A 24,464-nucleotide genomic window follows, 5' to 3' on the forward strand; every position below is an offset into this window, starting at 1 on the left:
CGATTACAATGGGAGAAGGGCGGCAATGAATTTTCCGATCGAGGCTATCCGGGGGAGATTTCCCGCTCTCTCTCTGACCGACAAGGGCCGCCGCCGCATCTATCTCGACAACCCTGCCGGCACGCAGGTGCCACAGGCAGTGGCGGATGCGGTATCGCGCTGTCTCTTGACCACCAATGCGAACCTTGGCGGCTACTTCGAAACGACGATTGCCGCGCAGGCCGTCGTCGATGAGGCACATGAGGCCATGGCCGATTTCCTCGGCGCCGCAAGCCCTGAGGAAATCGTCATCGGCGCCAACATGACGACGCTGACCTACCACATCTCGCGCACGCTCGGCCGCACGATGCAGCCCGGTGACGAGATCATCCTCACCCGCATGGACCATGAGGGCAACGTCTCGCCCTGGCTGCAACTGGCCGAGGATCACGGCCTCGTCGTGCGCTGGCTGCCGTTCGACGAAACCAGCTGGCAGGTCGAGGAGGCGACGCTGGCTGGCTTGCTTTCGGAGAAGACACGGCTGGTCGCGTTGAACTACGCCAGCAATTTGACCGGTTCGATCAACCGGGTGAAGGCGCTGACTGCGATAGCCAGGAATGCCGGTGCGCTGGTCTATGTCGATGCCGTCCAATTCGCGCCGCACGGCCTGATCGACGTGCAGGAGCTCGGCTGCGATTTTTTGATCTGCTCGGCCTACAAATTCTTCGGACCGCATATGGGCATATTGTGGGGCCGGCGTGATGTCATCGAGACGCTGGAGCCCTACAAATGCCGCTGCTCTTCCAACGGTCTGCCGGAGCGGTTCGAACTCGGCACGCCGCAGATCGAGCTGATGGCCGGCCTCACCGCCGCGGTCGACTACTTTGCCGACCTTGGCGCGGCGGCGGGCGAGGGCGGTTCAAGAAGGCAGAAGATCGCCAAGGCGTTCGCGGCTTCGATCGCATACGAAAACCCGTTGGCGCAACAACTGATCGACGGCCTGTCCGATATCGAGGGCTTGACCGTCCACGGCATCACTGACCCGAAGCGGCTCGGCGATCGCGTGCCGACGGTTTCCTTCACGGTCGAGCGCATCGTGCCGGAGACAATCGTGCGGCAGATGAACGCCGAAAACATCTTCCTGTGGTCCGGTCACAACTACGCCTGGGAGATCGTCCACCAGCTCGGCATTCCAGCCGAGCATGGCGTCGTGCGCATCGGCATTGCTCACTACAACACGGCAGCCGAAATCGACGAAACGCTGGAAAGTGTGCATCGGGTCATCGCCATGCTCAGGCAGCAGCGCTCCTGACGCTGGCTTGAGCATTCACCGCATCTTGCCGCCGAAACCAGTGAGGAACGCCGTGAGATTGTCGCCGAGTTCGTCGCAGAGGTAGCCGCCCTCCTGGACGATGACCGTCGGCAGGTCGAGCTTTGCGATGGCCTCGCCGATGCGCGAGAAGCCAGGCGTCGTCACCGAAAGTCCGCCGAACGGATCGCCCTCGAACGCGTCGAGGCCGAGCGCCACAACGAGCGCGTCGGGCGAAAAGGCACGGATACGCTGGAAGGCCACCTCGAGCGCTTCGAGAAACGCCGCGTCCGCGGATTTGCGCGGCAGCGGCAGGTTGAAATTGTAGCCAAGGCCGGGCCCTTCGCCGCGCTCGTCGGCATGGCCCCAGAAAAACGGATAGAAGCGCACCGGATCGGCGTGCAGCGAGACGGTCAGCACATCCGGCCGTGCATAGAAGATGCCTTGCGTGCCGTTGCCGTGATGCAGGTCGACATCGAGGATCGCCACCCGTGCGGCCTGTTTGCGCAGAACCTGCGCCGCGACGGCCGAATTGTTGATGAAACAGAAGCCGCCGGCGACATCGGCAAAGGCATGGTGGCCGGGAGGGCGGCACAGCGCGTAGGCGGCCGGTGCGCCTGATATCACCGCCTCGGCCGCATCGACCGCGCTCCAGGCGCTCCATAGCGCGCTCTGCCATGTCTCGCCCGAGATCGGGCAGGCAGTGTCGGCCATGTGATAGCCGGCCTGGCCGACCGCCGAGGCCGGATAGGAGCCATTGCGCGCGATCGGATGGATGTTGGGGATCACTTCGGCCGAAGCGCCCTCGATGCGCTGCCAGCGCACGTAGATATGCTCGAGGAAATCCAGATATTCCGGCGTGTGCACCGCCGCGGCCGGGCCGAGCCCATGATCCCGAGGTCGCTCGATCGTGCAACCCGCAGATAGTGCGCCGACCAACAATCTCTCGATGCGCTCCGGCTTTTCCGGATTGGACTGTGCCGCGCCGCTCGAAAGAAAGGCCTTGGGGTCGTGGCGCTTCTGTTCCTCGGCATAGAAGGCTTTCATTCCTGATCCCCGTTTTCCGGCGCGTCGGCGAAAGCAAAGAAGGCCTCGCCGATGATTTTTTGGGTCTGTTCGTAGCTCGACCAGGCGATGCCCAGCCTCTCGTAGAAGGCCTTGGCCCCTTCATTGTCGGTGTCGACGGACAGCCGGAGATAGACGCCGCCTTCCTTCCGGCACTGCGCCGCAACTTGCCGCAGCAGCCGCTCGCCGATCTTGCGGCCGCGAAAACGATCCTCGACATAGAGGTCCTGCACATAGACGCCAGGCCGCCCCATCCATGTCGAAAAGATCGGGAAATGCAGGCAAAGGCCGGCAAACTCGCCGCCCACTTCGGCGATCAGGGTGGAGAAAGCGGGCTTTTCACCAAAGCCGTAGGTGCGCAAATCATCTGCTGTCGAAATGATCTCCTCCGGCGCACCGATATGCGTGCCGAGTTTCAGGATCGCGGCGTGGATGGTTTCGACGTCTTCCACTCGGCCGGGGCGGAGGCGGATTTTGGGCGAGGCAATCATTGCAGGTTCATCTCAGATCAGCATCTCAAAACGCCACCCGGTCGCCGCCCTTGAGCGCCAGCATGTCGCGCGCTTCGGTTGGCGTTGCAACCTCCAGCGACAGCCCGTCGAGAATGCCACGGATACGGCGCACCTGATCGGCATTGGATTTCGCCAGCTGGCGGCCGTCATAGAGACTGTCCTCCAGCCCGACACGGACATTGCCGCCCATGGCTGCTGCAATTGAGATCAGCGGCATCTGCTGGCGGCCGGCGGCGAGCACCGAGAACTGGTAGCTGTCGCCGAACAATTTGTCGGCGATCCGCTTCATGTGGACGAGATTGTCCGGGTCGGCGCCGATGCCGCCCAATATGCCAAGGACGAATTGGATGAACAGCGGTCCCGACACCAACCCCCGATCGCGAAAATGCGCCAGCGAATAGAGATGGCCGACATCGTAGCATTCGAATTCGAAGCGCGTGCCGCAGCCCTTTCCCAGTCTTTCCAGCACCCCTTCCATATCGGCGAAGGTGTTCTTGAAGATCGTGTCCCGCGTCGCTTCGAGCAGCTTCGGCTCCCATTCGTGCTGCCATTCCCTTGGCTTGTCGAGCATCGGGAACAGCGCGAAATTCATCGAACCCATGTTGAGCGAGCACATTTCTGGTTCGGCCCGCAAAGGGGCTGCCAACCGCTGGTCCAGCGTCATCAGCGACGAGCCGCCGGTGGTGATGTTGATCACCGCATCGGTCGCCTGCTTGATGCGCGGCAGGAACTGCATGTAGACGTCCGGATCGGCGGTCGGGCGGCCATCTCTGGGGTCGCGGGCGTGCAGATGCAGGATCGAGGCGCCGGCTTCCGCCGCCGCGATCGCGTCTGCGGCGATCTGGTCCGGCGTCACCGGCAGATAGGGCGACATGGACGGCGTGTGCACCGAGCCGGTGACGGCGCAGGTGATGATGACTTTTCGCGGTGCCATTTCTTACCCCTGGCCTCCGACCGGCAGGTCGAGCTCGGCGGCCAGAACCTCCAGCGAGTCACCGATGATGGAGATGATCTCGCCGACCTGCTCGGCCGTGACGATCATCGGTGGCGCGACCATGAAATTGTCGCCGTCGACGCCGCCCTTGACCCTGCGGCCATAGATGATCAGCCCGCGTTCATAGGCGAGGTCGAGCAGCCGCTGCGTGGCTTTCTTGTTCTGGTCGATCGGTTTTAGGGTCTCGGGATCGGCGACCATCTGGGCGCCGGTGAGCAGGCCCTTGCCACGCACGTCGGCAAGGAACGGAAACCGCTTCGCCAGGCCTTTAAGCCCGTCCATCAGCACATCGCCCATGGCTGCCGCATTGGCGATCAGGTCGAGCCGGTCCATTTCGCCGAGCACAGCCAGGCCAGCGGCACAGGCCAGCGGATTGCCGGCATAGGTGTGGCCGTGCTGGAAGCCGCCGGAGGCGAGCAACGGCTGCACCAGCCGCATCGGTGCGGCGAGTGCGCCAAGCGGCGCATATCCGGAGCCCAGCCCCTTCGACAAGGCGACGATGTCTGGCTTGCAGTTCCAGTGATCGCCGCCGAGGAATTTGCCGGTGCGGCCGGCACCGCTCATGACTTCGTCGTGGATGAGCAGGATGCCGTAGCGGTCGCAGATCTCGCGGATGCGTGGATAATAACTGTCCGGCGCCACCAGCGCCGCGGTCGCCGCACCGCCGATCGGCTCCATGATGAAGGCAACCACGCTGTCCGGGCCTTCCGCAAGAATCTTCTCCTCCAGCATGTCGGCATAGCGGATGCCGCGCTGCTCAATCGAGAGATTGTCGCGGTCGCGCCAGGCATTCGGCGCCGGCACGGTTGGCATCACCCGCATCATCGGCTCGAACGTTTCGGCCAGCGCATCGTCGCCGGTGATCGAGAGCGAACCCAACGTGCCACCATGATAGGAGGGAAAACGCGTGATCACCTTCCAGCGGCCGGCCTGGCCGGTGGCGACCGCCCATTGCCGCGCCAGCTTGATGCAGGATTCCGTCGCCTCCGAGCCACCGGAGACGAAGAAGATGCGGTCCATGCCCTCCGGCAGCTTGCCGGCCAACTCCCGCGCCAACTCCTCCGCCGGCTCGTTCTCGAAATGCAGCCGATAGGCGAAGGTGGCGCGGTCCATCTGCCGCTTCATGGCGTCGAGCACATTGCGATTGGAATGGCCGATATTGGCCACCATCGGGCCGCTCGAGCCATCGATGAAGCGGCGGCCGTCCTGCGTCCACATGTAGATGCCTTCGGCGCGGTCGATCAGCGGCCGGCGCAGGCTGGACAGATAGAACAGATGCGAGTCTCGCCGGGCTTCGGTTTCTTGAACGGCGGATTGGACTTTCGACATGTCAGGACTTTCCGAGGTAACGATCGAGGACATTTTTCGTGACGCGTTCGACCATCGGGTCCTGTCTTAGCAGGCCGGCGACCCATTCGCAGCTTCCGGCATGGAACACCTCGCCCTTGCCGCGCGGGAAATTGACGATCATGCCGTTGCCGCGTTTGACCTTTTCCAGATTGGCGTCGCTCGCCTCGCCAAACAGCGTTTCGGCGGTGAAGCGGCCGTCTTCGTCGGTGAGGAACTGGTCCTCGATCGGGATATCGGCGCTTTCCTCGACCTGGGATGCCATGCCGACGGCGAGAACCTGCAGGCCGTCTGGCGCGCCGCTGGTCGCAGTCGGGTAGGGCAGGCCGCCGCGTATCTCGAAGTCGAGCCCGTCGACCTCATAGCCATAGACATGGCTGTCGGCGCCCAGCAGGTCGCCATAGTAGATGCCGGTGCCGGCGAAGGCCCAATGCTCGGGCCGGTAGACCGGGAAACCACGCACGCCGCGCGGTGCACAGCCGCCCCAGCCGGCATAGACACCGCGCGTCGCGTTGAGCCCGAAGGTCGCCGAACCCGGCCGGCCGATTTCCGGCGCCTCCCAGGAATTGGTGGCACGGGTGACGTCGCCGTCTGGGAGATAGGCCGGATCTTCGGCACGCGAGCGATATTTATAGCAGACCTGCCGGCGGCCCTCGTCTTCGAACCGCGTCTGCCACATGAAATTGCCGGCAAAGCGCGCTGCATGGCCACCGCGCTCGACATAGGCGTCGACGGCATCGCGCATTTCCCAGGTCCAGTATTCGTCATGGCCGACGAACACGGCGCAGTCATAGCCGTCGAGAATTTCCGGCGAAAAATGCAGATCATGCTGGCTGGCGAGATCGACGCCATAGCCGGCCTGTTCGGCGAAGCGGAAAAAATGGCTGTCGTAGCTGGCCCAGCCGGACGAAGCGTATTTCTTCGAATGGCCGGTGGCGTGCGCCCACTCCATGTGCGGATAGCGCGGCACGGTCTTCGGCGGCACAGCGACCTCCAGCGGCACACGCGGCGCATCCTTGGGCAGCACGACGAAGCCACGGCACCAGGGGCGCTGCGTCGAGACGATGGGCGAATACTGGTTGCGATCCGGCCCGGTGATGCCCTGATAGTGGTTGGAGCCGCCCCAGGTGTTGTAGGCCAGCCATGTGCCTGTCGCCGCCACCTGGAGCACGCGGCCAGGTTTGCGGCCCGGCTGCGGGCAGACGATGAAAATATGGTGGCATTGGATCGGCTTGCCGTCGAGCCCGTCGGCGGTCAGCGTGACCCGATAGGCGCCGGACGGCCAGCCCGCTCCGACGCGAAATTCGAAGGATGGGTCCCAACCGCAGCCTTCAGCCGAACACTGGTCGGGTGTGTCCTGCCAGCGTGCCGCGATGCCCGATTTCTCGAATACTTTGTTTTCGCTGCCGCCATCTCGGGTGATTGTGATGCCGAACGTCGCAGCTGTCGAACTGACATGCAAAGCCACCGTTTCGCCGGCGCGATAGGAAAACCGGTCGCTGTAGCACCAGATCTCGCCGCGCTCGCCATCCATGCCTGGCCACTCGTAATAGTGGCCGCGCACCGCGTGGCGGCGCTGCTCCGGCGTCAGTCCGAAATCGGGGAATTCCGTGTTTGGGCTGGTCATGGTCATCCTCAGGCGGAAAGATATTTCTTGAGGAAGCTGCGCGTGCGGTCCTTCTGCGGCGCGCGGAACATATCGCCGGGCGGGCCTTCCTCGACGATCACGCCGCCATCCATGAACAGCACCCTGTCGGCCACTTCGCCGGCAAAGCGCATCTCATGCGTTACGATGAGCATGGTCATGTGTTCGGCGGCAAGCTGTTTCATCACCGCGTTGACCTCGTCGACCAGTTCCGGATCGAGCGCCGAGGTGGCTTCGTCGAACAGCATCACCTTGGGCTGCATCGCCAGCGCACGGGCAATGGCCACACGCTGCTTCTGGCCGCCCGAAAGCCGCGAGGGGTAGGCGTCGATCTTGTCGGCGAGCCCGACCTTGGACAAAAGGCTATGCGCCAGCGCATGCGCGTCACTTTTGGTCATGCCTTTTAGGATGATCGGTCCCATGGAAATGTTCTCGATCACGGTCAGATGCGGGAACAGATTGAAGTGCTGAAACACCATGCCCATCTGCTGGCGCACCTTGTTGATGTGCCGCTCGAAGGCATGGCCGTGCAGCTTCTGGTTGACCTGCACGCCGTCGAGCCAGACTTCACCGGAGTCCAGGGATTCCAAATGGTTGATGGAGCGCAGCAGCGTGCTCTTGCCGGAGCCACTCGGGCCGATGATGGCGACGATCTGCCCGCGATCGACCGACAGGCCTATGCCTTTGAGAACCTCGACGGCGCCAAACGATTTGCGCGCGCCGCGAACCTCGACCATTGGCCGCTGCGTGCTCATCGGGAAACCTCCACATGTCTTTCAAACCGACGCAAAGCCGCCTCGAGCACAAGATTGAGAATGTAATAAAGCGCCGCTGCGGTGATGTAGAACTCGAACGGGCGGAACGTTTCGCTGATCGCCAGCTGGGCCGAATGGACCAACTCGGCGATGCCGATGACCGAGACGATCGAGGATTCCTTCAACAGCGCGATCAGATTGCCGCCGATCGGTGGTGCCGTGTTGCGGATGGCTTGCGGTATCACGACATGGCGCAGCGTCTGCCACTTGCCGAAGCCGATGCTGCGCGCACCCTCCGTCTGGCCGACATCGACGGCCACGATGCCGGCGCGGATGATGTCGGCATTGTAGACGGCAAAGTGCAGGCCGAGCCCAACAATGCCGGCGGCAAGGGCGGGAATGTCGATGCCGATCTGCACCAGGCCGAAATAGATCAGGAACAGCTGCAACAGCAGCGGCGTGCCCATGAACACCCACATGAGCGCGCGCACGGGATAGGCAACGATCTTAGGGGCGTAGAGCACGATGACCGCGAACAGGATGCCGCCGACGAAGCTGAGTGCGCCCGCCGAGACCGTCAGCACCGCCGTCCACCAGGCACCAATCAACAGAAGGTCCCAGTAGGGCGCGACGACGGTGAAATCCAAACCTTGCATCGTGCTCTCCGGTCAGACGATGGCGAAGCGTTTGTCGAGCAGGTCGACGACCCGCGCAACCGCGTAGACCATGATCATGTAGAGCAGGGCTGCAACGCCGAATATCTCGAACGGCTTGTAGGTGGAGCCGATGAAGCGCTGGGCGGTGTAGGTCAGTTCGACGACTGAAATGGTCGACACAAGTGCTGATCCTTTCAACAAAGCAACCGTATTGACCCCGAGCGGCCGGATCATCAGCCGTGCGGCCTGCGGCAGCACGACCTTGCGCAAGGTCTGGAAACGGCTGAAGCCTATTGTGCGGGCGGCCTCCGTCTGGCCCCTGTCGACCGCGACCAGCGCTCCACGGATCGATTCCGCCATATAGGCGCCGATGTTGAGACCGAGGCCGATAACGCCGGCGGCGAACGGCTCCAGATTGATGCCGATCTGCGGGCCGCCGAAATAGAGCACGAAGAGCTGGATCAGGCACGGCGTGCCGCGAAACAGGCTGACATAGACCGGGCCGATGGTCCGCAGGATTGCCGATTTCGACATCTTGGCGGCCGCGGCCAATGAAGCAGCCGCGAGGCCCAGGATCAGGGCCAACACCGTGATCTCGATCGTCACCAAGGCGGCCTCCACGAAGAACGGGAAGACGCGCTGCATCAAGGAGAAATCCATGAAAGGGTCCAGCAGGAGTAACGCTCGGCTTCAGGCGGCTTTGGTCGCCTGAAGCCAGGAGAGATCAGCGGATGTCGCTGCCGACCCACTTCATCGAGATCTTTTCGTAGCTGCCGTCCGCCAGCATGTCGTCCAGCGCCTTCTGCATCGCAGCCTTGAGCTCCGGATTGTCCTTGCGGATGGCGATGCCGATGGCAACAGCGCCGCCTTCGATATCGGGCGTGTTGAGCTTGCGGACCTTCTCGCCCGTCTCCTTGACGGCAACCATGACCGGAATGTTGTCGACGACTATCGCGTCGACGCGGCCGGCCCTCAGTTCCAGCAGCAGTTCCGGCAGGCCCTTGTAGGTACGGATATCCCAGCCGCCCTTTTCGCGCGCCCATTTCTCATGCGTCTCGCCCAGCGTCACGCCAATGGTCTTGCCCTTGAGGTCGTCGAGGCTCTGCACTTTCGACTGCTCGCTGACGAAAACGGCGCGGCCGGCGTGGTAGTAAGGCCCGACGAAATCGACCACCTTTTCACGCTCAGGCGTGATCGTCATCGAGCCAACGACGGTGTCGTATTTGTTGGCGAGCAGGCCGGCAATGATGCCGTCCCAGGCCGTGGTGATGATGGTGCCCTTGACACCGATGCGCTCGGCGATGGCCTTGCCGATATCGGCGTCGAAACCGACGACTTCATTCTGGTCGTTGACGAAGTTGAAGGGCGGATACTGACCGCTCATGGAAATCTTCAGCTCGCCCGCCGCCTTGATCTTTTCGAGGTCGTCGGCCCTGGCCGAAACGGCAGTGAAGGTCGACGCAAGCAGCAGGGCCGCAACGGCGATGCCGGAAAATACTCTGTTCATCTGATTTCCTCTCCTCTGGATGGCGCGCAAGGTTTGTTCTTGGGAGGCGTGCAGACGCTTTCCTGTCATCAATGATTGCCTTTGCGGTATCATTGCGCAAATAGATAATGGGAATAAAGAGCATAGATATCAGGAATGGTACTTCCACGCCCCGAACGGCTGGTCTGGGATCTCGACTGGAACCTTCTGCGGACATTCGTCGTCATCGCGGAGGTGAAGGGCATCACGCGAGCTGCGGAGCGACTGAACCTCAAGCAACCCAGCGTCAGCAATGCTCTGCGGCGGCTGGAGGACCGGGTGGGCCGGCGTCTGGTCGAGCGCGACGCGACGCGCTTCGAACTGACCGAGGTCGGGCGGCTTCTCTACGAGCAGAGCGTCGAGGTGTTCGGCACCATATCGCAGTTGCCGCTGCTGATGCGCGGCATCAGCGACGATGTTACCGGCCATGTGATGATCGCGACGGCAAGCCATGTCGTCTCGCCGCTCTTTGATCAGGCGCTGTCCGAGTTCCACAGCAACTACCCGCACGCCAGCATCACCATTTCAGTCGCAGCAAGCACCGAAGTCGCCAAGCAGGTGAGGGACCGGCGTGCTTCCTTCGGCATCTGCCTGGTCAGCCAGCGCGATCCGGCGCTGGAATATGCGATGGTCTACCGCGAGTTCTTCGGCTTCTTCTGTGGGCCGCAGCACAGGCTTTACGGGCAAACCGGGCTGACGCTGACCGATCTCCGGGGCGAGCCCTCGGTATCGTTCCAGACCGACCATATCTCGGATGCGTTGCGGCCGGTCGCGCTGTTGCGCAGCGAGGCCCGGCTCAACGCCGATGTCGTCGGCGTGTCCTCGAGCCTGGAAGAGGTGCGGCGCATGATCGTCGCCGGGTTGGGCATTGGGCCGCTGCCGCTGCACGTCGCGCGGCGGGACGTGGCGGATGGAATGCTGTGGCGGCTGCCGCCCTATGACGCGCCGCCGGCCATCGACATCTTCCTGCTGGTCAATCCGGACAAGGTGATGAACCGCGCCGAGAAGGCGCTGCTGTCAGGGCTGCAGATGCTGATTGCCGACACGCCCCTCGAGGACCGCATCTACATAGGCTGACGGGCGGAGACAGGCTTATTCGATCAGGAAGGCCGAAGAGCGGTCGCGCATCGGCTCGTCCAGAGCGACCGAGGCGCGCGCGGCAAGGTCGAAGCGCACGCTTGTCGTCCGGCTCGATGCGCGGACAATGCCGTCGAGCGAGCCCAACATCACCTGTTCGAAGGTGATGGAGGTGCGGCCGATCTTCACGACATGCGAGTGGATGGTGATGAGCGCACCGGCTTTCGTTTCATGCCGATAGTCGATTTCGGTGCGCACGTCGGCCCATCCGATCTGCGACGCCTGGTTGTCGTCCTGTCCGGCGATATGGCCGAGAAGCTGGAAGCTGGCATCATCGAACATCGCCGCGTAGTGACGCACATTCACGTGCCCCATCACGTCGCACATCCAGGGATGAGCGACGCCGACAAAGGTGACGAGAGATTTGCTCATGGGGATTTGCTCCGTGGCCCTCGACGATCGCGCAGACGCAATATCGAAACGCGCGACGACAGGCAAACGATCTGCTGTCCCTGGCATCTTCGAACCGAGAATGGCCTTCGGACTTCGTATTCGTTAGCCGCACCCTTGGCCGCCTCCATCAAACGGACTATCTCAGGGTTGGCGGCGTTTCCGCCACGGGGGTCGGCATGCTCAGAGTGCAAAAGGTCAAGGTCGACGAGATCTACGTGCCGACGGCGCGCAAGAAGACGCTGCATCCCGAGACCGTCCGCCATCTCGCCGAGGACATTCTGGAAAACGGCATGAAGACGCCGATCCAGGTCCGCCATGACGGCAAGCGCCACATCCTCGTCGAAGGCCTGCACCGGCTGGAAGCGGCAAAGTGGCTCGGCGAGACCGAGATCGAGGCCTATCTGGTGCAAGCCAAGCGCCACTGAGGCTTTGGCCCATCGATCACTTTGTCATCCTCGGGTCTCCGCGACGGAGCTGCGTTCCTGCTCCGCCCGTGGATGACGAAGGTGAGTGACGCCTCGGGTCAATCGAAACGGTGTCGCAAAATTTTCGCTGGCCGATGTCGGCTTGCGGTTCATCGGCTCGTCCTTGGGACGGAAGCCAGATCAAACGCAGGACGCCATCATGACCACCAAGCTCGACATCGCCCCCACCAACGACCGCGAACTGGTTCTCGCCCGCATCATCGATGCGCCGCGCGAGAACGTCTATCGCTGCTGGACCGATCCGAAACTGATCACGCGCTGGTTCTCGCCAAAACCGTGGACGACGCCGCGCGCGGAGATGGATGTGCGCGCCGGTGGCTCGAGCCTTGTCGTCATGGCCAGCCCGGACGGCAACGAGTTCCCCAACCCAGGTGTCTTCCTCGAAGTCGTTGCCGGCAGGAAGATCGTCCTCACCGACGCCTACACTGAGGCTTGGCAGCCTTCGGAAAAGCCGTTCATGACCGTCGCGCTGACCTTCGAGGACGAGGGCAACGGCAAGACCCGCTACATCGCTCGGGTCAGGCACTGGAGCGTCGCCGACCGCGAACAGCATGAGAAGATGGGGTTCCACGAGGGCTGGGGACAGTGCGCCGACCAGCTCGAAGAACTCGCCAAAACGCTTTGATCCGCATAACGCCTTGATATCGACAGGAGAGGAGATCGATATGTTCAAAATCCTGTTTCTCGCCATTTTTGCTTCGGCCGCAGCACTGCTTGCCTGCCCGGGCATCACCAATGCAGAGGAGACAAAACCTGCCATGACGACTGAAACGAATGCACTGCCGAAGCCGGAAAAGTCCGGCCTTCTGACGATCAACGGCCTGAACTACTACTATGCAATCTATGGCAAGGGCGAGCCGCTGCTTCTGCTGCATGGTGGTCTTGGCACCACGGATATGTTCGCGCCGATCCTGCCGAAACTTGCCGAAAACCGCACCGTCATCGGCGTCGACCTGCAGGGTCACGGCCGCACCGCGCTGGGTGACCGACCATTCACCGTGGAGGCGATGGGCGACGACATGGCCGCCATCGTCAAGGCGCTCGGTTACAGCCAGGTCGATGTCATGGGCTATTCGCTGGGCGGCGGCGTCGCCTTCCGCATGGCCGTCCAGCATCCCGAAGCGGTGCGCCGCCTCGTCCTGGTATCGACCGGCTACGCCACGGACGGCTTCTATGACGAGATGCGTCCGCAGCAGGCACAGGTGAGCGCAGCCGCGGCTGAGTTCATGAAGGACACGCCGATGTACAAATCCTACGTCGCGGTGGCGCCGCATCCGGAGGAGTTCCCGAAGCTCCTCGATGCGCTGGGCGGCTTCATGCGTCAGAACCGCGATTACTCGGCCGATGTCGCCAAGCTGAAGATGCCTGTCATGCTGGTCTATGGCGACAGCGATATGTATAAGCCCGAACACGAGATCAAGTTCTATCAGATGCTCGGCGGCGGACTGAAGGACGCCGGCTGGATGCGCGAGAACCTGTCGCAGAACCGCCTGGCGATCCTGCCCAACCGCACCCACTACGATGTCTTCTTCGCCCCGGAGCTGACGGCCGCCGCGCTGCCGTTCCTAAACGGCCAGACCAAGGTCAAGACCTGGGACGAGGTCGTCGGCGAAATGGAGTGAACGCCAAAACCGCCGGCTGTTGGCGGGCAGCCGGCATTCCGTGGCTCCATGACGGCTTTCGGCGTTATGGCTTCATCCCAACTCGCATCAGCACAAGCGATGACATTGCATCAAAGCTTTTCAATTGACCCAATCGGCCCCGCCGATACGTTGCGCGCCTATTCTCTCCCACCAGTGGATCCAGACAATGGCAAGATATGAGGGCGGATGCCTGTGCAAGGCGGTGCGCTACCGCGCGGACGCGGCTCCCATCAACGAACGCGTCTGCCACTGCCGGCTTTGCCAGAAGGCGATCGGCGCCGCCTTCAACGCACGCGTGCTGTTTCGCATCGAGGACGTGACGATCGATGGGCCGCTGGCGACTATAGGCTCTTCACCGGATCTCAAGCGCGGCTTTTGCCCGAGCTGCGGCACAACGCTGTTCTCCCGACGTGATTCCGCAGGCATTATCGGCATCACCACCGGTTCGCTCGACGATCCCACGGTTTTCAAGCCGCAAATGCATATTTTCACGGCCTCGAAGCAGCCTTGGCTGGTGCTTGATGACGGCCTGCCGAAATACGAAGGCGCCCCTCCGCCAGGCTAATTTTTCCCTTCTCCCCTTGTTGTGGAAGAAGGTGGATCGACGCGCAGCGCCAGGGGAAGGGAAGAGCGCAAGCATGGCCAAAATTTAATCCAAATCGACACGAGATAGCCGGCAAAGCGTCATTGGCGAGCCATCTTTGTCGTCCTATTTAAGGGTCGCGGGTACGGCATTCGAGGAGACGACGGATGAACGACAGCATCAGCACCCTGGACGAGCTTTTGAGCGATCCGATGGTCCTGCTTGTGATGGAGCGCGATCGTGTGCGTCCCGAACAGGTGCGCATGCTGCTCGAACGGGCTCGCCGGCCTTCGACCGATGAGCCCGAAGTGCCGCCGGCGCATGTGATCGCCAGGACATGCCAGAAACTCTGGCTCTGCCCGTAGTCGCTTTGCGATTTTCCCTGTGTACCTCAAGCCGGCCCCAAGGTGGGCCGGTTTTCGAACGGCGTGCACCTCGGCGTGCCAGCTTACAAATCCGTAAATTGATTATCCGGCCCATGACGATAAGGCTTGCCCGGGATTGACCGATGGTTGGTCCACGCAACTCCGATCTCTCATGCACGGAATTCGATTTTGGCCGATATCTGCACCCAAGGCCTCGACACGGGCTTCGTCGGCCTGGGGTTCGCCAAGGTGGCGTTCCTCGGCGTGGTGCAAGGCATCACGGAACTGCTGCCAATTTCCTCGACTGCCCATATGCGCATCGTGCCGGCCGTACTCGGCTGGCAGGATCCTGGCTCCGCCTTCTCCGCCGCCATGCAGCTTGCGGCCCTTGCCGCGGTGGTCAGCTATTTCTGGAGCGACGTCAGGGATATCCTGTTTGGATCGCTCGACGCTCTGGCGCGACGCGATTTCGCCGACCGGCATTTCAAGCTGGCGCTCTGGATCGTGCTGGCGACGATCCCCATCGTCATCGCCGGCGTTGCGCTGTCGGGCCTGCTCAACGCCTGCAATTCGCCGCTGCGTAGCCTGACGGTGATCGGCTGGGCCTGCATCGCCATGGCGATCCTGCTGGCGCTGGCCGAGATCTTTGCCCGTCACCGGCGCAGCATGGGCGATGCGTCGCTGACCGATGCGCTGCTCGTCGGTATCGCCCAGATCGGCGCGCTTGTCCCCGGCGTCTCGCGCTCGGGCTCGACCCTGACAGCGGCACTGGGGCTCGGCTTCAAGCGGGCCGAAGCGGCGCGCTTCTCGTTCCTGCTCGGGCTGCCTGCCATCGCGCTCGCCGGCCTCAAGGAACTCTGGGGACTGCACAAGGTCCATCTCGACGCCCATGGCTGGTCGGTGCTTGCTGTCGGGCTGGTCGTCGCGTCGGTCTCCGCCTTCTTCGCCATATGGGGGCTGATGCGCGTGCTGGAGCGTTTCTCGGCTTGGCCGTTCGTCATCTATCGCGGCCTGCTCGGCATCGTCTTGTTGTCGAGCGTCGCCATGGGATGGCTCGTCTGAGGCAGTTCCACAGTATCGCTTGAAACGGGCTATATCCGTACCGGACCTCGAACTTCGATTCCGGTACGCACATGGATTTTTTGACCCTCCTGCAATCGGTGCCACTGTTGCTGGCGATGGCCAAGGGGGCGCTGCCGTCGGTGGCGGCGCTTGGCGCGTCGTTCGGCCAGTGGGTTGTCTCGCTGCCGCCATGCCGGGACTTCACCTTCGAGGCGACCAGCTATCTCGTTTGCGAGGTCGATCCGAAACGATATCAGCTCGAGCTGTTCTGGAAGGATGCGGCGGGCAAGCCGTTTCAGTCGCTGCACAATCTGCATGCCGCGCAACAAGCGATCGGGCGCACGATGCTGTTCGGCATCAATGCCGGCATGTATCACCCGAACCTCGCGCCGGTCGGTCTCTATGTCGAGCGCGGCCAGGAGATGGCGTCGGTGAAAACGGGTTCGGGAAGCGGCAACTTTTCCCTGCAGCCGAACGGCATTTTCTACATACGCGACGGCAGGGCCGCGGTCCGCGCCACCAGGGACTTCGTGAAGAGGCGCCCGACCGTCGACTATGCGACGCAATCGGGGCCGATGCTGGTGATCGACGGCAAGCTGCATCCGAAATTCCAGGCCGACGGCACTTCGCGGAAAACCCGCGACGGTGTCGGGGTGCGAAAGGATGGCGTCGCGGTCTTTGCGATTTCGAATGGCACGGTGACCTTCCATGCCTTCGCCCGGCTTTTCCGCGACGCGCTCGGTTGCGATAACGCGCTGTTCCTCGACGGCACGATATCCAGCCTGTTTGCGCCTGCCATCGGCCGCAAAGACGACTACTGGAATCTCGGGCCGATGATCGGCGTCTTCAGGAAATCCTGAGCCAGTCTCCACCGCGCTTACCCGCATGCGGTATGGCGAAAATAACTTGATTCAAACTTTATTGGTAATTTCTCATTCATAACTGATCCGGTTTGTCCGTCGGCTGTCGTTTCGCCCTCGGTCTGTTGTGTTTTGAGTACAGGTCCAGATGCGGATTCCGGGCGTCGTCAGTTTTTTGATAGCATCGCTATGCCTTGCCGGCTGCTCGTCAACGGCCGGCGTCGATGCGCTGGATTTGCAGAAACCCTCCAACGAGACCACCAGTTCCGTGATCCGGCCGCCGGCACCGATCGCCGCTGCTCCGGCGGCAAGGGGCAACAGGGCGGCAAGGGCCGGACTGGCTCCCATGTCTGACAACGGTCCGGGGGAAAAAACGCGCCCGTTCGGCTTGGCGGAGGAGGAAGAGACGGGGGTGTTTGCCGCACCTGATGCGCCTGATCCCCAAGTGCCTGATGTCGGCGGGCTGCCGGTCGAGCCGGCAGCCTTGGTGTCGCCGCCCAAGCTGTTGACGCGCGCGGCACCGGCCATGCTTGCCGGGCCGCTCACCCGTTACGGTTTTCGCGACGCCAAGCCGATCAATTTCGGCAAGGGTTCGCCTCGCCGCCTTGCAGTGCACGGCGTCGACGTCTCGCGTTGGCAAGGCAACGTCAACTGGGACAAGCTGCGGGCGCAGGGCGCCAACTTCGCCTACATCAAGGCGACCGACGGTGGCGACCACCTCGATCCGATGTTCATGAAAAACTGGCGCAACGCCGACGCCGCCGGCTTGAAGCGCGGCGCCTACCATTTCTTCTACTGGTGCCGCACTGCGGGCGAGCAGGCGGACTGGTTCATCCGCAACGTGCCCAGGGTCGAAGGCGCGCTGCCGCCGGTGATCGACGTCGAGTGGAACGGCGAGTCCAGCTGCAAGCGGCGGCCGTCGCGCGAAAAGGTGCTGGAAAAGATGCAGGTGTTCATGGACAAGCTGGAGCGCTATTACGGCCAGCGGCCCATCATCTACACCGCGCCCGATTTCTACCGCGACAATCTCAGGGGCGAATTCCTCGACTATCCGTTTTGGCTGCGTGCGGTCGCCCAGCATCCGTCAAAGGTCTATCCCGGCCGCAAATGGCTGTTCTGGCAGTATTCCGGCTCCGGCCTGTCGCACGGCGTCACTGGCCGTATAGACCTCAATGTCTTCCATGGCGACGAACGGCAATGGCGCGCCTGGGCCGGCGGCCGGCAGACGGTAGCCGACGCCAACTGAGACAAGCTATCAGGCTTGGCGTCGTTCGCTTTCTCGGGTGTCCGCCGATCCTCGACCTCTTCGCCGCTCCCTTCACGACCCGCTCACGCGGCCTGCTTGACCAGCGTGCGCTGTCGGACCATTTCAAGCGCGATATCGGACTGCTCGATGGACACGCTTCCGCCGGCAGCATTCGCTGAGGAAAGTGTCTGGCTCTTTGACCAACAAGGACGCATGGGAGGAAAAGATGGGTGTGTCATCGGAGGCTCTGGCACAGAGCCGTCAAACGATCAGCGCTTACGAGGATTATGCGGAACAATATGATGCCATCGTGCGCCATGTTCCCAACGAGAGGGAGCAGGCATCGCTCAAGCGCCTGGTGGCAATCGCCGGCACAGGCGGTCGGATTTTGGAAGTCGGGTCCGGAGCCGGATACGATGCGGATTTTCTGGAAAATTTGGGCGTCAAGGTTCGGCGCACCGACGCGACCAAGCGGTTTCTCGAGCTGCAGGCCGCGCGTGGTAAGCATGGCGAGTTGCTCGATCTCATCACCGATGATCTCGGCGGCCCCTACGACGCGGTCCTTGCCCTATGCGTCCTGATCCACGTGCCTCGCGACCAGACCGACCAGGTGCTTGCCAAGATAGCCGGGTCGCTGCGCCCGGGCGGCGCCTTCCTCGTCTCGATGCGCAATGGCGATGGCGAGACATCAGGCGAATATCACATGGTCTACTGGCGCAGGGACGACTTCGCCGCCCGTCTCGAAGGCGCCGGGCTGGTCCTCATCAGGGACGATTTCAACGTCGGCCGCAATAGCGAAGAATGGAACACGTTCCTGGCCGTGAAGCCTGCATAACGCGGCGTGGGCTGTTGCCGTTTGCGCTGCTCAGCCTTTTCAGATTTGCGAAAATACAAGACATTGCCGCCGCCATGCTGTCTATGTGCGGGTTCCTGCACTCCTGGGGGGAGACGAGTTGGAACTCAAGATCATGCTTGTCGGCTTTGCCTGCGTGGTCGCGGGCGCGCTGTCGTTCATCACCTTCATGAAATGGCGAGAGGTGAAGGCACTCAGCCGCTGGCTGCCGACGCCGGGAAAGATCATCTCGTCGCGCGTCGAGGCACGCGAGGTCAGAAGCTCGGGCGTTGGTTCGGACAGCACTGATACGACCGAAATGCGCAATTTTCCGGCGATCACCTTCGAATACAAGGTTGGCGGCAAGAAATTTCAAAGCTCGCGCTACAGCGTGAAGGAGAATTTGGGGAATTTCGAAGTCACCGAAACCCTTGCCCAGTTTCCCCGCGGCGCGGAGGTGACTGTCTTCTACAATCCGGCCGATCCGAGCAAAGCCGTGATCGAGCGCACCATGCCCGAAGGCGCCTTCAAGTTCATGATCCAGCTCTCGGCCGGGCTGGTGGTCGGCGCGCTGGTGCTGGTGTTTTCCGTCGGCGGCGTCCTGGAGGCGATCAGGCCGCATTTGCCCAAGCCGCAAAACCTCGGCGCGGCGGCGCTGCTGCTGTTCATGGGCCTGTTTGCCTTGCGCATGGGCTTCGTCCAGAAATCGATGGCCGAGCAGGCGGCAAAATGGCCGGTCACTGCCGGCCGCATCGATGCCTCGGGCCTGCAGGCGCTCCGAAACCATTCTGGCTATGGTCGCTGGCGCACCGTCTTCAAATCCCGCATCGTCTACTCCTATGACGTCGCCGGCCAGCGCTACAGCGCCGATCGTGTGACCTTCGGCGGAACCGTGACGGCTTCGTTGCCCGGCCTCGTCGGCGGCCAGGCACGGCAGTATGTCGAAGGCAGCAAGGTCGACGTCCACTATGACCCCGCCAACCCCGGCTCGGCGGTGCTGGAATGCCGGGTACGGGGGCTCTGGCTGTTATGGATCTGCTCGGCAGGCTTTCTCGGTGGCGCCGCCTTTCTGGTCGGCCTGGTCTGAGGCGCCGGACGCCTTCAACAGCGGACGAGCGGTCCGCTGTCGAAGCCAGGCCAGGTGAACCGCAGCGTGGCCCCATGCCTGACGATATGGATGACACGCGCGAACGGCTCCTCGATCGACGGGTCGGAACCGTAGCATTGGCTGGCATGCACCACCCAGCCGGTCGAGCTTTTGCGAAACGTCGCCTGCTCGCAGCCGAGATCGGGGAACGACAGCGACGCCTGGTCCACTGTGAACACAGTCTCGCGTTGGATGTCGGGAGCCGCGTGGCAGTTCAGCCTGTCGCTAGACCATGTCCCAACATAAGGCGGCGCCGCCAGCGCGGAGCCACCGGCGAATGCGGATATTGCCGTCGTCATCACCAAACGCCGCATCACCACTCCTTCGATCAGTGCGCTCGACCATACAGGCTGGTGGGATTTTGCGAGGACAAGTTTTGTCCAGGAGCGGACAAACGCCGCCGTTCCGGATTTTGCTATGCTTTTGCGCGGATGATGCGACTGTGCGGGCCGACTCAACGCTTTCCCAGAGACATTGGATGATCACCCGCATACTGGCCTTCTTCCTCCTGGGCCTGCTCGGCCCGATGCAGGCGGCCTTGGCAAAAGAATGCCTCCTGAGCCACGCCACCTATCAGGAGCCGCGCTCGGGTGCCGTCGTGCAATTCCGGCCGCTCGCCAACGAGCCGGCGGCGCTGACGGCCGAAGTGTTTTCGCTGGCCGTGCCCAACACCGGCACGAGCCTGCCCGCCGACATCACCTGGACCAACGGCAAGAATTCCTTCCCGCTCGGCACCATTCGCCACGCCTGCACCGACGACGACCGGGAAGGCGGCCTGCAGGACGGTAGCGGATTGTGCAGGCTATGGGAGGGCCAGGTCTATGCCTTGACCGGCGGCGGCGCCGAGCAGTTGAATTCGCGCGAAGCGACACCGGCGCCGAGAGGGCTGCTCTTGCCCGGTTTCGGCGTGGCTTTCACCGAAGGAGCCGATTTCGCCAATGCCAATCCAGGCGGTTCGGCCTGGGACGCCTTCATTTTAACAGGATGCAGCCATGAATAGCGTGCGATCGACCATCTGGGCCAGTGCCCTGCTTGCATCCGCGACGATACCAGCCATGGCGGACGAGCCGGCGCCGTCGCGCCCGCCCATCGACAAATGCGCCTGGGAAAAATTGTCTGACAAAACTGTCGGGCTGGCCGCCTGGACGCAGCGCTGCGATTTCGGCTTCCGCCAGATCCATTTCGAATTCGCCGGCAAAGCGCTCGCCATCAAATACAGCGACGGCGGCGCGGCTGACCCTCTTGTCGAGGTCTTTGACATCAAGCCTGGCGAAACCGCCGAGGCTGCGTTGCAGCGCCTGTTCCTGGAAAAGACCAACAAGGCCGTCAGCGCCCGCTGTGTGCTGGCGCCTTACACCGAGGGCACGGTACCCGCCGGCGTCAAACGCTACACATTCAGCCCCGACGCCGCCTATGCGAAAGAGCTGAAAGCACTTGCCAGCTCCGACGAGATTCCCGAACCGCCCTGCGGCGACTGGGGTGAAATGCCTGACGGCATGCAGTATTTCGAGGTGCCCGCGGGTGAGGGGTACAGCCTGCTTTTTGTGCGCATCGGCCAGGACGAGCCATTATTTGACGAGCAGACGCTACGCGTCTTGCCGAGGGGGTGAGAAGCGCTTTCTCGCCAGGTCAGGCGGATTCGGTCACCGCACCGATCCGCCGGTAGACGAATGCTTCTTCTCTCGAAGGAACTGTGGCAATGCGCCTGGCTTCGTCGATCAGCATTGCCATGCGAGCATGGATCGGCGATTTCGCGCAAGCCGGGTCCGTTGCAGCGGCATCGCCGGCGATCGCCATCGCCTGGCAGCGGCAGCCGCCCCAGTCGATCTCGCGCCGCTCACAGCCGCGGCATGGCTCCTGCATCCAGTCCGTACCGCGAAAAGCATTGAACGCCGGCGAATCGGCCCAGATCGAGGACAGCCTGCGTGGTTCGAAACGCTCGAAGCTGAGCGACGGGATCGTCTGTGCGGCATGGCAGGGCAGTACGGTGCCGTCAGGCGTCACCATGAAGGCGTCCCGCGCCCAGCCGCCCATGCACGGCTTGGGATAGATCGCGAAATAGTCCGGCGTCACAAAATCGATGTTGATGATGCCGGCCAACCGCTCCTGTGCCTCCGCGACGATCTCCGCCTGCCTATCGACCGCTTCACGCTCCGGCATCAGTTGATCGCGATTGGTCAACGCCCAGCCGGCATATTGCACATTGGCGATCTCGAGCCTCTCCGCGCCCAACGAAAGGGCGAGATCGATGAATTCCGGCACCTCCTCGATGTTATGGCGATGGATCGGCGCGTTGATGGTAAGAGGCAGACCGGCCGCGCGCGCGCGGCGTGCCGTCTCCAGCTTCTTTTCGTGGGCGCCCTTGTGGTTGCCGATGCGATCCGTGGTCGCCGGCCGCGCGCCCTGAAAGCTCAGTTGCAGATGGTCTAGACCGGCTTCGGCAAATGCCTCGACACGGCCCTCGACGATGCCAACGCCCGCGGTAATCAGATTGGTGTAGACGCCGCGCCCCGCAAGCCCGGCGATCAATTGCTCGAGGTCGCGGCGCAGTGTCGGCTCGCCACCGGACAGATGCACCTGGAGCACTCCGAGATCGGCGGCCTCCGAGAACAGGGCGAGCCAGGTCTCTGTGTCGAGTTCGCGATTGGCCTTGAGCAGTTCGAGCGGATTGGAGCAATAAGGGCATTGCAGCGGGCAGCGATGCGTCAGTTCCGCCAGCATGCCGATTGGAGGGAGGAGGGGCGTGCTCATAGCCTCACCAGCAGCTTGTCCGACCATTCCTGCAGGAAGGCGATGACGTCGGTCGCCACGGCCTCCTGTTCGGCCTCATAATCGGCGGCAAGGCCGGCAATGATGTCGCCGACCGTGGACCGTCCATCGCAGCGTCGCAATATGTCGAGACTGACATCGTTCGGCCAGAATATCTTTTCCGGTGAAAGCACGGCGAATGCCTGCCGCAAGGGATCGTATTGTATGCGCACGTGCTTCGGCAGCGAAGGTACCGATCGCAACGACACCACAGCTCTTTCGCGCAGCGCCATCATAGGGCTGCCTCGGGCTGGAAGGCGCCGGGCGGTATGTTTCCCCGCTCGCCATAGGCGTGTTGAAGCGCGTCAAGCATGGCCCAGAGTATATCGCATTTGAACACCAGTGCATCGATTGCCTGCTGCTGGCGCTCCGCCGTATCGGCGTGGCTGAGCACGTAGGCAAGGGCGAAGTCGGCGTCACGCGAGGCCTGTTCGGGCCGTTGCTTGAAATAGGCCAGCGTATCCTCGGTGATGTAGTCGTATTTGGCCAGCATTGCCGGCACCCGCTCGCCGATGATGAGTGGCGAGAACATCTCGGTCAGCGAGGACGCGACCGCCTCGAACAGCGTCCGGTTTGTGCAAAAGGAAAGGTAAGCGCCCACCGCGAAGCGTGTCGCCGGCAGTGCCAGCCTTTCGCTCTTCACGGCCTCGGCGTCCAGGCCGAGCGAAGTTGCCAGATGCAGCCAGCGCGCGATGCCGCCGCTCCAGCCGTCCTCGCCGTCATGATCCTCGATCCGCTTGCGCCACGCGGCACGAAACGCTGGATCCTCGGCATGTACGAGTATCATGGCATCCTTGCGTGGGATGACCGCCTGATAGCAATAGCGGTTCAGCGCCCAGGCCTTCATCTCGGCCTTCGACAACGCGCCGCTGGTCATCCTGTGGTGAAAGGGATGGCGATTGTGATAACGTTCGGCGCCAACCTGCCTCAGCACGGCTTCGAGAGCGCTCTTGGAGAGTCCGCCTTTGGCTGCATCGCGGAAGTCGCTCAAAATTCCATCTCCATACCGTCGTTTGCGATTTCCCAGCCTGCCGCCTTGACCGCCGCGTGCTCGGCGGAACTCTTGTCAAGGATGGGGTTGGTGTTGTTGATGTGGACGAAGACGCGACGGCCGACCTTCACATCGGCCAAGCCCGCAATCGAACCCAATTCTCCCGAGATCGCCAGATGCCCCATGCGCGAGCCGGTTTTCTGACCGACGCCGGCGACGATCATCTCGTCGTCGGTGTAGACCGTGCCGTCGAACAAAAGACAGGCGGCATCGGTGAGACGCGCGCGTAGCCGCGCATCGATGCGCGCGCAGCCTGGGATATAGAAGACGGAGCCGCGGCTGCCGATGCCGGCAATTCGGACTCCGATCGTGTCACCTGCGTCGGAGCTGAAATTGGCATCCGGATGGTCTCTATCCTCCAGATAGAGTGCTATCTTCCCGGGCACGGCAAAGGGCTCGATCATTACGCCGGTATCGCGGCCTTCTGCGTCGCAGATGGCCAACTCTTTCGCCGGCGGCAGGATGCGCCGCGGCACAAGCGCTGGATCGAGAACGTTGAAAATCGAATTCGCCTCCAGCGTCGCCAGAACCTGCGCCGTTGCATAGATGGCGAAAGGCTGCCGCTCGCGCAGGCTGAGCAGTCCGGCGATATGATCGACGTCGGCATTGGTCAGCACCACAGCGCGAATAGGTGTCGAGCGCAGCGGCGCATCGCCCGCAGGCTGTAATTCACGTGTTGCAGCGATTTGCTGGCGAATGTCGGGCGAGGCATTGAAAAGAACCCAACCCAACCCGTCCGCCGAGGCGGCGACACTTGACTGGGTTCGTGGATGCACGCTTGCCATGCCGTTGCGAGCCGCACGACTGAGACGGTAGTTGCAGTTCCATTGCGGAAAGCCGCCGCCCGCCGCCGATCCGATTATCCTCAAATGCATGAAAATGCCCGCGCGCCGGCTTCTCTGACCTGCAGGCAATTTGCAGTCACAAACAACACTCCGCGCGCTTTGCGTGCGTCAAAATCTTTCACGAAAATCCCATGCGGGGAGGGGATGCGCGCCCCTGTCGCCAGGGACGCGCACCTCTGCGGCCTACTTCTTGGGAGTAATTTCAGCAGGCAGATACCGT

The 24,464-nt window shown here is 62.6% G+C and carries 29 protein-coding genes; 14 read left to right on the top strand and 15 right to left on the bottom strand.

What is annotated here, in order from left to right; genetic code table 11:
• Window positions 1–25 precede the first annotated feature (25 nt).
• Window positions 26–1,291, top strand: coding sequence for a cysteine desulfurase-like protein (locus tag AC0L2D_RS14505; protein ID WP_473541394.1), 1,266 nt, complete (start codon window positions 26–28; stop codon window positions 1,289–1,291).
• Between the two features lie 15 nt (window positions 1,292–1,306).
• Here AC0L2D_RS14505 and AC0L2D_RS14510 read toward each other — a convergent pair whose 3' ends face one another.
• From AC0L2D_RS14510 to AC0L2D_RS14550, 9 genes are all read right to left on the bottom strand, one after another.
• Window positions 1,307–2,335 (bottom strand): histone deacetylase family protein, encoded by a 1,029-nt coding sequence (locus AC0L2D_RS14510; protein ID WP_473541395.1) that lies wholly within the window; start codon window positions 2,333–2,335, stop codon window positions 1,307–1,309.
• Window positions 2,332–2,844, bottom strand: coding sequence for a GNAT family N-acetyltransferase (locus AC0L2D_RS14515; protein ID WP_473541396.1), 513 nt, complete (start codon window positions 2,842–2,844; stop codon window positions 2,332–2,334). Before AC0L2D_RS14515 ends, AC0L2D_RS14510 begins: the two co-directional genes overlap by 4 nt.
• A gap of 25 nt (window positions 2,845–2,869) precedes the next feature.
• Window positions 2,870–3,799 carry a 3,5-dioxohexanoate:acetyl-CoA acetone transferase gene (gene kce, locus AC0L2D_RS14520; protein ID WP_126069292.1) on the bottom strand — a complete coding sequence of 310 codons (930 nt, stop codon included), beginning with the start codon at window positions 3,797–3,799 and terminating at the stop codon, window positions 2,870–2,872.
• A gap of 3 nt (window positions 3,800–3,802) precedes the next feature.
• Complete coding sequence (locus AC0L2D_RS14525) at window positions 3,803–5,188, bottom strand: aminotransferase family protein (RefSeq protein ID WP_063171985.1); 1,386 nt, start codon at window positions 5,186–5,188, stop codon at window positions 3,803–3,805.
• A gap of 1 nt (window position 5,189) precedes the next feature.
• The gene (locus tag AC0L2D_RS14530) at window positions 5,190–6,833 is read right to left on the bottom strand and encodes a N,N-dimethylformamidase beta subunit family domain-containing protein (protein WP_473541397.1); all 1,644 of its coding nucleotides are present in this window, start codon (window positions 6,831–6,833) and stop codon (window positions 5,190–5,192) included.
• Between the two features lie 8 nt (window positions 6,834–6,841).
• Window positions 6,842–7,606, bottom strand: a complete 765-nt coding sequence (locus tag AC0L2D_RS14535) for an amino acid ABC transporter ATP-binding protein (protein ID WP_013532097.1) — start codon at window positions 7,604–7,606, stop codon at window positions 6,842–6,844.
• Entirely contained in the window at window positions 7,603–8,262 is a 660-nt protein-coding gene (locus AC0L2D_RS14540; protein ID WP_013532096.1) for an amino acid ABC transporter permease, read from the bottom strand. The genes AC0L2D_RS14535 and AC0L2D_RS14540 overlap by 4 nt, the downstream gene beginning before the upstream one ends.
• A gap of 12 nt (window positions 8,263–8,274) precedes the next feature.
• The gene (locus tag AC0L2D_RS14545; RefSeq protein WP_473541398.1) at window positions 8,275–8,922 is read right to left on the bottom strand and encodes an amino acid ABC transporter permease; all 648 of its coding nucleotides are present in this window, start codon (window positions 8,920–8,922) and stop codon (window positions 8,275–8,277) included.
• A gap of 64 nt (window positions 8,923–8,986) precedes the next feature.
• Window positions 8,987–9,769 (bottom strand): ABC transporter substrate-binding protein, encoded by a 783-nt coding sequence (locus AC0L2D_RS14550; protein ID WP_024504354.1) that lies wholly within the window; start codon window positions 9,767–9,769, stop codon window positions 8,987–8,989.
• Window positions 9,770–9,904: 135 nt separating this feature from the next.
• Here AC0L2D_RS14550 and AC0L2D_RS14555 point away from each other — a divergent pair, with 135 nt between their 5' ends.
• On the top strand, window positions 9,905–10,864 hold the full coding sequence (locus AC0L2D_RS14555) for a LysR family transcriptional regulator (protein WP_063171990.1): 960 nt from the start codon (window positions 9,905–9,907) through the stop codon (window positions 10,862–10,864).
• Window positions 10,865–10,879: 15 nt separating this feature from the next.
• Here AC0L2D_RS14555 and AC0L2D_RS14560 read toward each other — a convergent pair whose 3' ends face one another.
• A complete protein-coding gene (locus AC0L2D_RS14560) occupies window positions 10,880–11,296 on the bottom strand; it encodes an acyl-CoA thioesterase (RefSeq protein WP_027162634.1) in 417 nt (138 codons plus the stop codon).
• Between the two features lie 197 nt (window positions 11,297–11,493).
• Between AC0L2D_RS14560 and AC0L2D_RS14565 the strand changes: the two genes are divergently transcribed.
• The 10 genes from AC0L2D_RS14565 (at window position 11,494) to AC0L2D_RS14610 (ending at window position 19,480) form a co-directional block, all read left to right on the top strand.
• Window positions 11,494–11,742 carry a ParB N-terminal domain-containing protein gene (locus tag AC0L2D_RS14565; protein WP_013532091.1) on the top strand — a complete coding sequence of 83 codons (249 nt, stop codon included), beginning with the start codon at window positions 11,494–11,496 and terminating at the stop codon, window positions 11,740–11,742.
• A 199-nt stretch (window positions 11,743–11,941) separates the two neighbouring features.
• Window positions 11,942–12,427 carry an SRPBCC family protein gene (locus AC0L2D_RS14570; protein ID WP_024504356.1) on the top strand — a complete coding sequence of 162 codons (486 nt, stop codon included), beginning with the start codon at window positions 11,942–11,944 and terminating at the stop codon, window positions 12,425–12,427.
• Window positions 12,428–12,467: 40 nt separating this feature from the next.
• The gene (locus AC0L2D_RS14575; RefSeq protein ID WP_224672927.1) at window positions 12,468–13,424 is read left to right on the top strand and encodes an alpha/beta fold hydrolase; all 957 of its coding nucleotides are present in this window, start codon (window positions 12,468–12,470) and stop codon (window positions 13,422–13,424) included.
• A gap of 187 nt (window positions 13,425–13,611) precedes the next feature.
• Window positions 13,612–14,010: a GFA family protein gene (locus AC0L2D_RS14580; RefSeq protein ID WP_013532088.1), complete on the top strand. Its 399-nt coding sequence runs from the start codon at window positions 13,612–13,614 to the stop codon at window positions 14,008–14,010.
• A gap of 185 nt (window positions 14,011–14,195) precedes the next feature.
• The gene (locus AC0L2D_RS14585) at window positions 14,196–14,393 is read left to right on the top strand and encodes a hypothetical protein (RefSeq protein ID WP_013532087.1); all 198 of its coding nucleotides are present in this window, start codon (window positions 14,196–14,198) and stop codon (window positions 14,391–14,393) included.
• Between the two features lie 189 nt (window positions 14,394–14,582).
• The gene (locus tag AC0L2D_RS14590; RefSeq protein WP_473541399.1) at window positions 14,583–15,455 is read left to right on the top strand and encodes an undecaprenyl-diphosphate phosphatase; all 873 of its coding nucleotides are present in this window, start codon (window positions 14,583–14,585) and stop codon (window positions 15,453–15,455) included.
• A 71-nt stretch (window positions 15,456–15,526) separates the two neighbouring features.
• The gene (locus AC0L2D_RS14595; protein ID WP_013532085.1) at window positions 15,527–16,315 is read left to right on the top strand and encodes a phosphodiester glycosidase family protein; all 789 of its coding nucleotides are present in this window, start codon (window positions 15,527–15,529) and stop codon (window positions 16,313–16,315) included.
• A 148-nt stretch (window positions 16,316–16,463) separates the two neighbouring features.
• Window positions 16,464–17,561: a glycoside hydrolase family 25 protein gene (locus AC0L2D_RS14600; protein ID WP_027162631.1), complete on the top strand. Its 1,098-nt coding sequence runs from the start codon at window positions 16,464–16,466 to the stop codon at window positions 17,559–17,561.
• A gap of 226 nt (window positions 17,562–17,787) precedes the next feature.
• Window positions 17,788–18,396 carry a class I SAM-dependent DNA methyltransferase gene (locus AC0L2D_RS14605; protein ID WP_013532083.1) on the top strand — a complete coding sequence of 203 codons (609 nt, stop codon included), beginning with the start codon at window positions 17,788–17,790 and terminating at the stop codon, window positions 18,394–18,396.
• A 118-nt stretch (window positions 18,397–18,514) separates the two neighbouring features.
• Complete coding sequence (locus tag AC0L2D_RS14610; RefSeq protein WP_473541400.1) at window positions 18,515–19,480, top strand: DUF3592 domain-containing protein; 966 nt, start codon at window positions 18,515–18,517, stop codon at window positions 19,478–19,480.
• 14 nt (window positions 19,481–19,494) lie between these two features.
• Here the strand turns inward: AC0L2D_RS14610 and AC0L2D_RS14615 are convergent, their stop codons facing one another.
• Window positions 19,495–19,854: a hypothetical protein gene (locus tag AC0L2D_RS14615; RefSeq protein WP_013532081.1), complete on the bottom strand. Its 360-nt coding sequence runs from the start codon at window positions 19,852–19,854 to the stop codon at window positions 19,495–19,497.
• Between the two features lie 164 nt (window positions 19,855–20,018).
• On the opposite strand from AC0L2D_RS14615, the gene AC0L2D_RS14620 reads away from it, so the two are divergent.
• Window positions 20,019–20,540: a hypothetical protein gene (locus tag AC0L2D_RS14620; RefSeq protein WP_473541401.1), complete on the top strand. Its 522-nt coding sequence runs from the start codon at window positions 20,019–20,021 to the stop codon at window positions 20,538–20,540.
• 55 nt (window positions 20,541–20,595) lie between these two features.
• A complete protein-coding gene (locus AC0L2D_RS14625; RefSeq protein ID WP_473541402.1) occupies window positions 20,596–21,150 on the top strand; it encodes a hypothetical protein in 555 nt (184 codons plus the stop codon).
• Window positions 21,151–21,169: 19 nt separating this feature from the next.
• Here the strand turns inward: AC0L2D_RS14625 and pqqE are convergent, their stop codons facing one another.
• From pqqE to pqqB, 4 genes are read right to left on the bottom strand one after another with little or no spacing between them, the layout of a single operon-like run.
• Window positions 21,170–22,291: a pyrroloquinoline quinone biosynthesis protein PqqE gene (pqqE, locus tag AC0L2D_RS14630; protein ID WP_024504365.1), complete on the bottom strand. Its 1,122-nt coding sequence runs from the start codon at window positions 22,289–22,291 to the stop codon at window positions 21,170–21,172.
• On the bottom strand, window positions 22,288–22,581 hold the full coding sequence (gene pqqD / locus AC0L2D_RS14635) for a pyrroloquinoline quinone biosynthesis peptide chaperone PqqD (protein WP_032808964.1): 294 nt from the start codon (window positions 22,579–22,581) through the stop codon (window positions 22,288–22,290). Before pqqD ends, pqqE begins: the two co-directional genes overlap by 4 nt.
• Window positions 22,581–23,339: a pyrroloquinoline-quinone synthase PqqC gene (pqqC, locus tag AC0L2D_RS14640; RefSeq protein WP_275954632.1), complete on the bottom strand. Its 759-nt coding sequence runs from the start codon at window positions 23,337–23,339 to the stop codon at window positions 22,581–22,583. The genes pqqD and pqqC overlap by 1 nt, the downstream gene beginning before the upstream one ends.
• The gene (gene pqqB / locus AC0L2D_RS14645) at window positions 23,336–24,274 is read right to left on the bottom strand and encodes a pyrroloquinoline quinone biosynthesis protein PqqB (protein ID WP_275954631.1); all 939 of its coding nucleotides are present in this window, start codon (window positions 24,272–24,274) and stop codon (window positions 23,336–23,338) included. The genes pqqC and pqqB overlap by 4 nt, the downstream gene beginning before the upstream one ends.
• Between the last annotated feature and the right edge of the window lie 190 nt (window positions 24,275–24,464).

The organism is Mesorhizobium sp. WSM4833 (assembly GCF_055811095.1).

Bases quoted from the DNA above. Each gene is read 5' to 3' on its own strand.
- AC0L2D_RS14505 (WP_473541394.1), top strand. From the start codon at position 26: ATGAATTTTCCGATCGAGGCTATCCGGGGGAGATTTCCCGCTCTCTCT.
- AC0L2D_RS14510 (WP_473541395.1), bottom strand. From the start codon at position 2,335: ATGAAAGCCTTCTATGCCGAGGAACAGAAGCGCCACGACCCCAAGGCC.
- AC0L2D_RS14515 (WP_473541396.1), bottom strand. From the start codon at position 2,844: ATGATTGCCTCGCCCAAAATCCGCCTCCGCCCCGGCCGAGTGGAAGAC.
- kce (WP_126069292.1), bottom strand. From the start codon at position 3,799: ATGGCACCGCGAAAAGTCATCATCACCTGCGCCGTCACCGGCTCGGTG.
- AC0L2D_RS14525 (WP_063171985.1), bottom strand. From the start codon at position 5,188: ATGTCGAAAGTCCAATCCGCCGTTCAAGAAACCGAAGCCCGGCGAGAC.
- AC0L2D_RS14530 (WP_473541397.1), bottom strand. From the start codon at position 6,833: ATGACCAGCCCAAACACGGAATTCCCCGATTTCGGACTGACGCCGGAG.
- AC0L2D_RS14535 (WP_013532097.1), bottom strand. From the start codon at position 7,606: ATGAGCACGCAGCGGCCAATGGTCGAGGTTCGCGGCGCGCGCAAATCG.
- AC0L2D_RS14540 (WP_013532096.1), bottom strand. From the start codon at position 8,262: ATGCAAGGTTTGGATTTCACCGTCGTCGCGCCCTACTGGGACCTTCTG.
- AC0L2D_RS14545 (WP_473541398.1), bottom strand. From the start codon at position 8,922: ATGGATTTCTCCTTGATGCAGCGCGTCTTCCCGTTCTTCGTGGAGGCC.
- AC0L2D_RS14550 (WP_024504354.1), bottom strand. From the start codon at position 9,769: ATGAACAGAGTATTTTCCGGCATCGCCGTTGCGGCCCTGCTGCTTGCG.
- AC0L2D_RS14555 (WP_063171990.1), top strand. From the start codon at position 9,905: ATGGTACTTCCACGCCCCGAACGGCTGGTCTGGGATCTCGACTGGAAC.
- AC0L2D_RS14560 (WP_027162634.1), bottom strand. From the start codon at position 11,296: ATGAGCAAATCTCTCGTCACCTTTGTCGGCGTCGCTCATCCCTGGATG.
- AC0L2D_RS14565 (WP_013532091.1), top strand. From the start codon at position 11,494: ATGCTCAGAGTGCAAAAGGTCAAGGTCGACGAGATCTACGTGCCGACG.
- AC0L2D_RS14570 (WP_024504356.1), top strand. From the start codon at position 11,942: ATGACCACCAAGCTCGACATCGCCCCCACCAACGACCGCGAACTGGTT.
- AC0L2D_RS14575 (WP_224672927.1), top strand. From the start codon at position 12,468: ATGTTCAAAATCCTGTTTCTCGCCATTTTTGCTTCGGCCGCAGCACTG.
- AC0L2D_RS14580 (WP_013532088.1), top strand. From the start codon at position 13,612: ATGGCAAGATATGAGGGCGGATGCCTGTGCAAGGCGGTGCGCTACCGC.
- AC0L2D_RS14585 (WP_013532087.1), top strand. From the start codon at position 14,196: ATGAACGACAGCATCAGCACCCTGGACGAGCTTTTGAGCGATCCGATG.
- AC0L2D_RS14595 (WP_013532085.1), top strand. From the start codon at position 15,527: ATGGATTTTTTGACCCTCCTGCAATCGGTGCCACTGTTGCTGGCGATG.
- AC0L2D_RS14600 (WP_027162631.1), top strand. From the start codon at position 16,464: ATGCGGATTCCGGGCGTCGTCAGTTTTTTGATAGCATCGCTATGCCTT.
- AC0L2D_RS14605 (WP_013532083.1), top strand. From the start codon at position 17,788: ATGGGTGTGTCATCGGAGGCTCTGGCACAGAGCCGTCAAACGATCAGC.
- AC0L2D_RS14615 (WP_013532081.1), bottom strand. From the start codon at position 19,854: ATGCGGCGTTTGGTGATGACGACGGCAATATCCGCATTCGCCGGTGGC.
- AC0L2D_RS14620 (WP_473541401.1), top strand. From the start codon at position 20,019: ATGATCACCCGCATACTGGCCTTCTTCCTCCTGGGCCTGCTCGGCCCG.
- AC0L2D_RS14625 (WP_473541402.1), top strand. From the start codon at position 20,596: ATGGCGGACGAGCCGGCGCCGTCGCGCCCGCCCATCGACAAATGCGCC.
- pqqE (WP_024504365.1), bottom strand. From the start codon at position 22,291: ATGAGCACGCCCCTCCTCCCTCCAATCGGCATGCTGGCGGAACTGACG.
- pqqD (WP_032808964.1), bottom strand. From the start codon at position 22,581: ATGGCGCTGCGCGAAAGAGCTGTGGTGTCGTTGCGATCGGTACCTTCG.
- pqqB (WP_275954631.1), bottom strand. From the start codon at position 24,274: ATGCATTTGAGGATAATCGGATCGGCGGCGGGCGGCGGCTTTCCGCAA.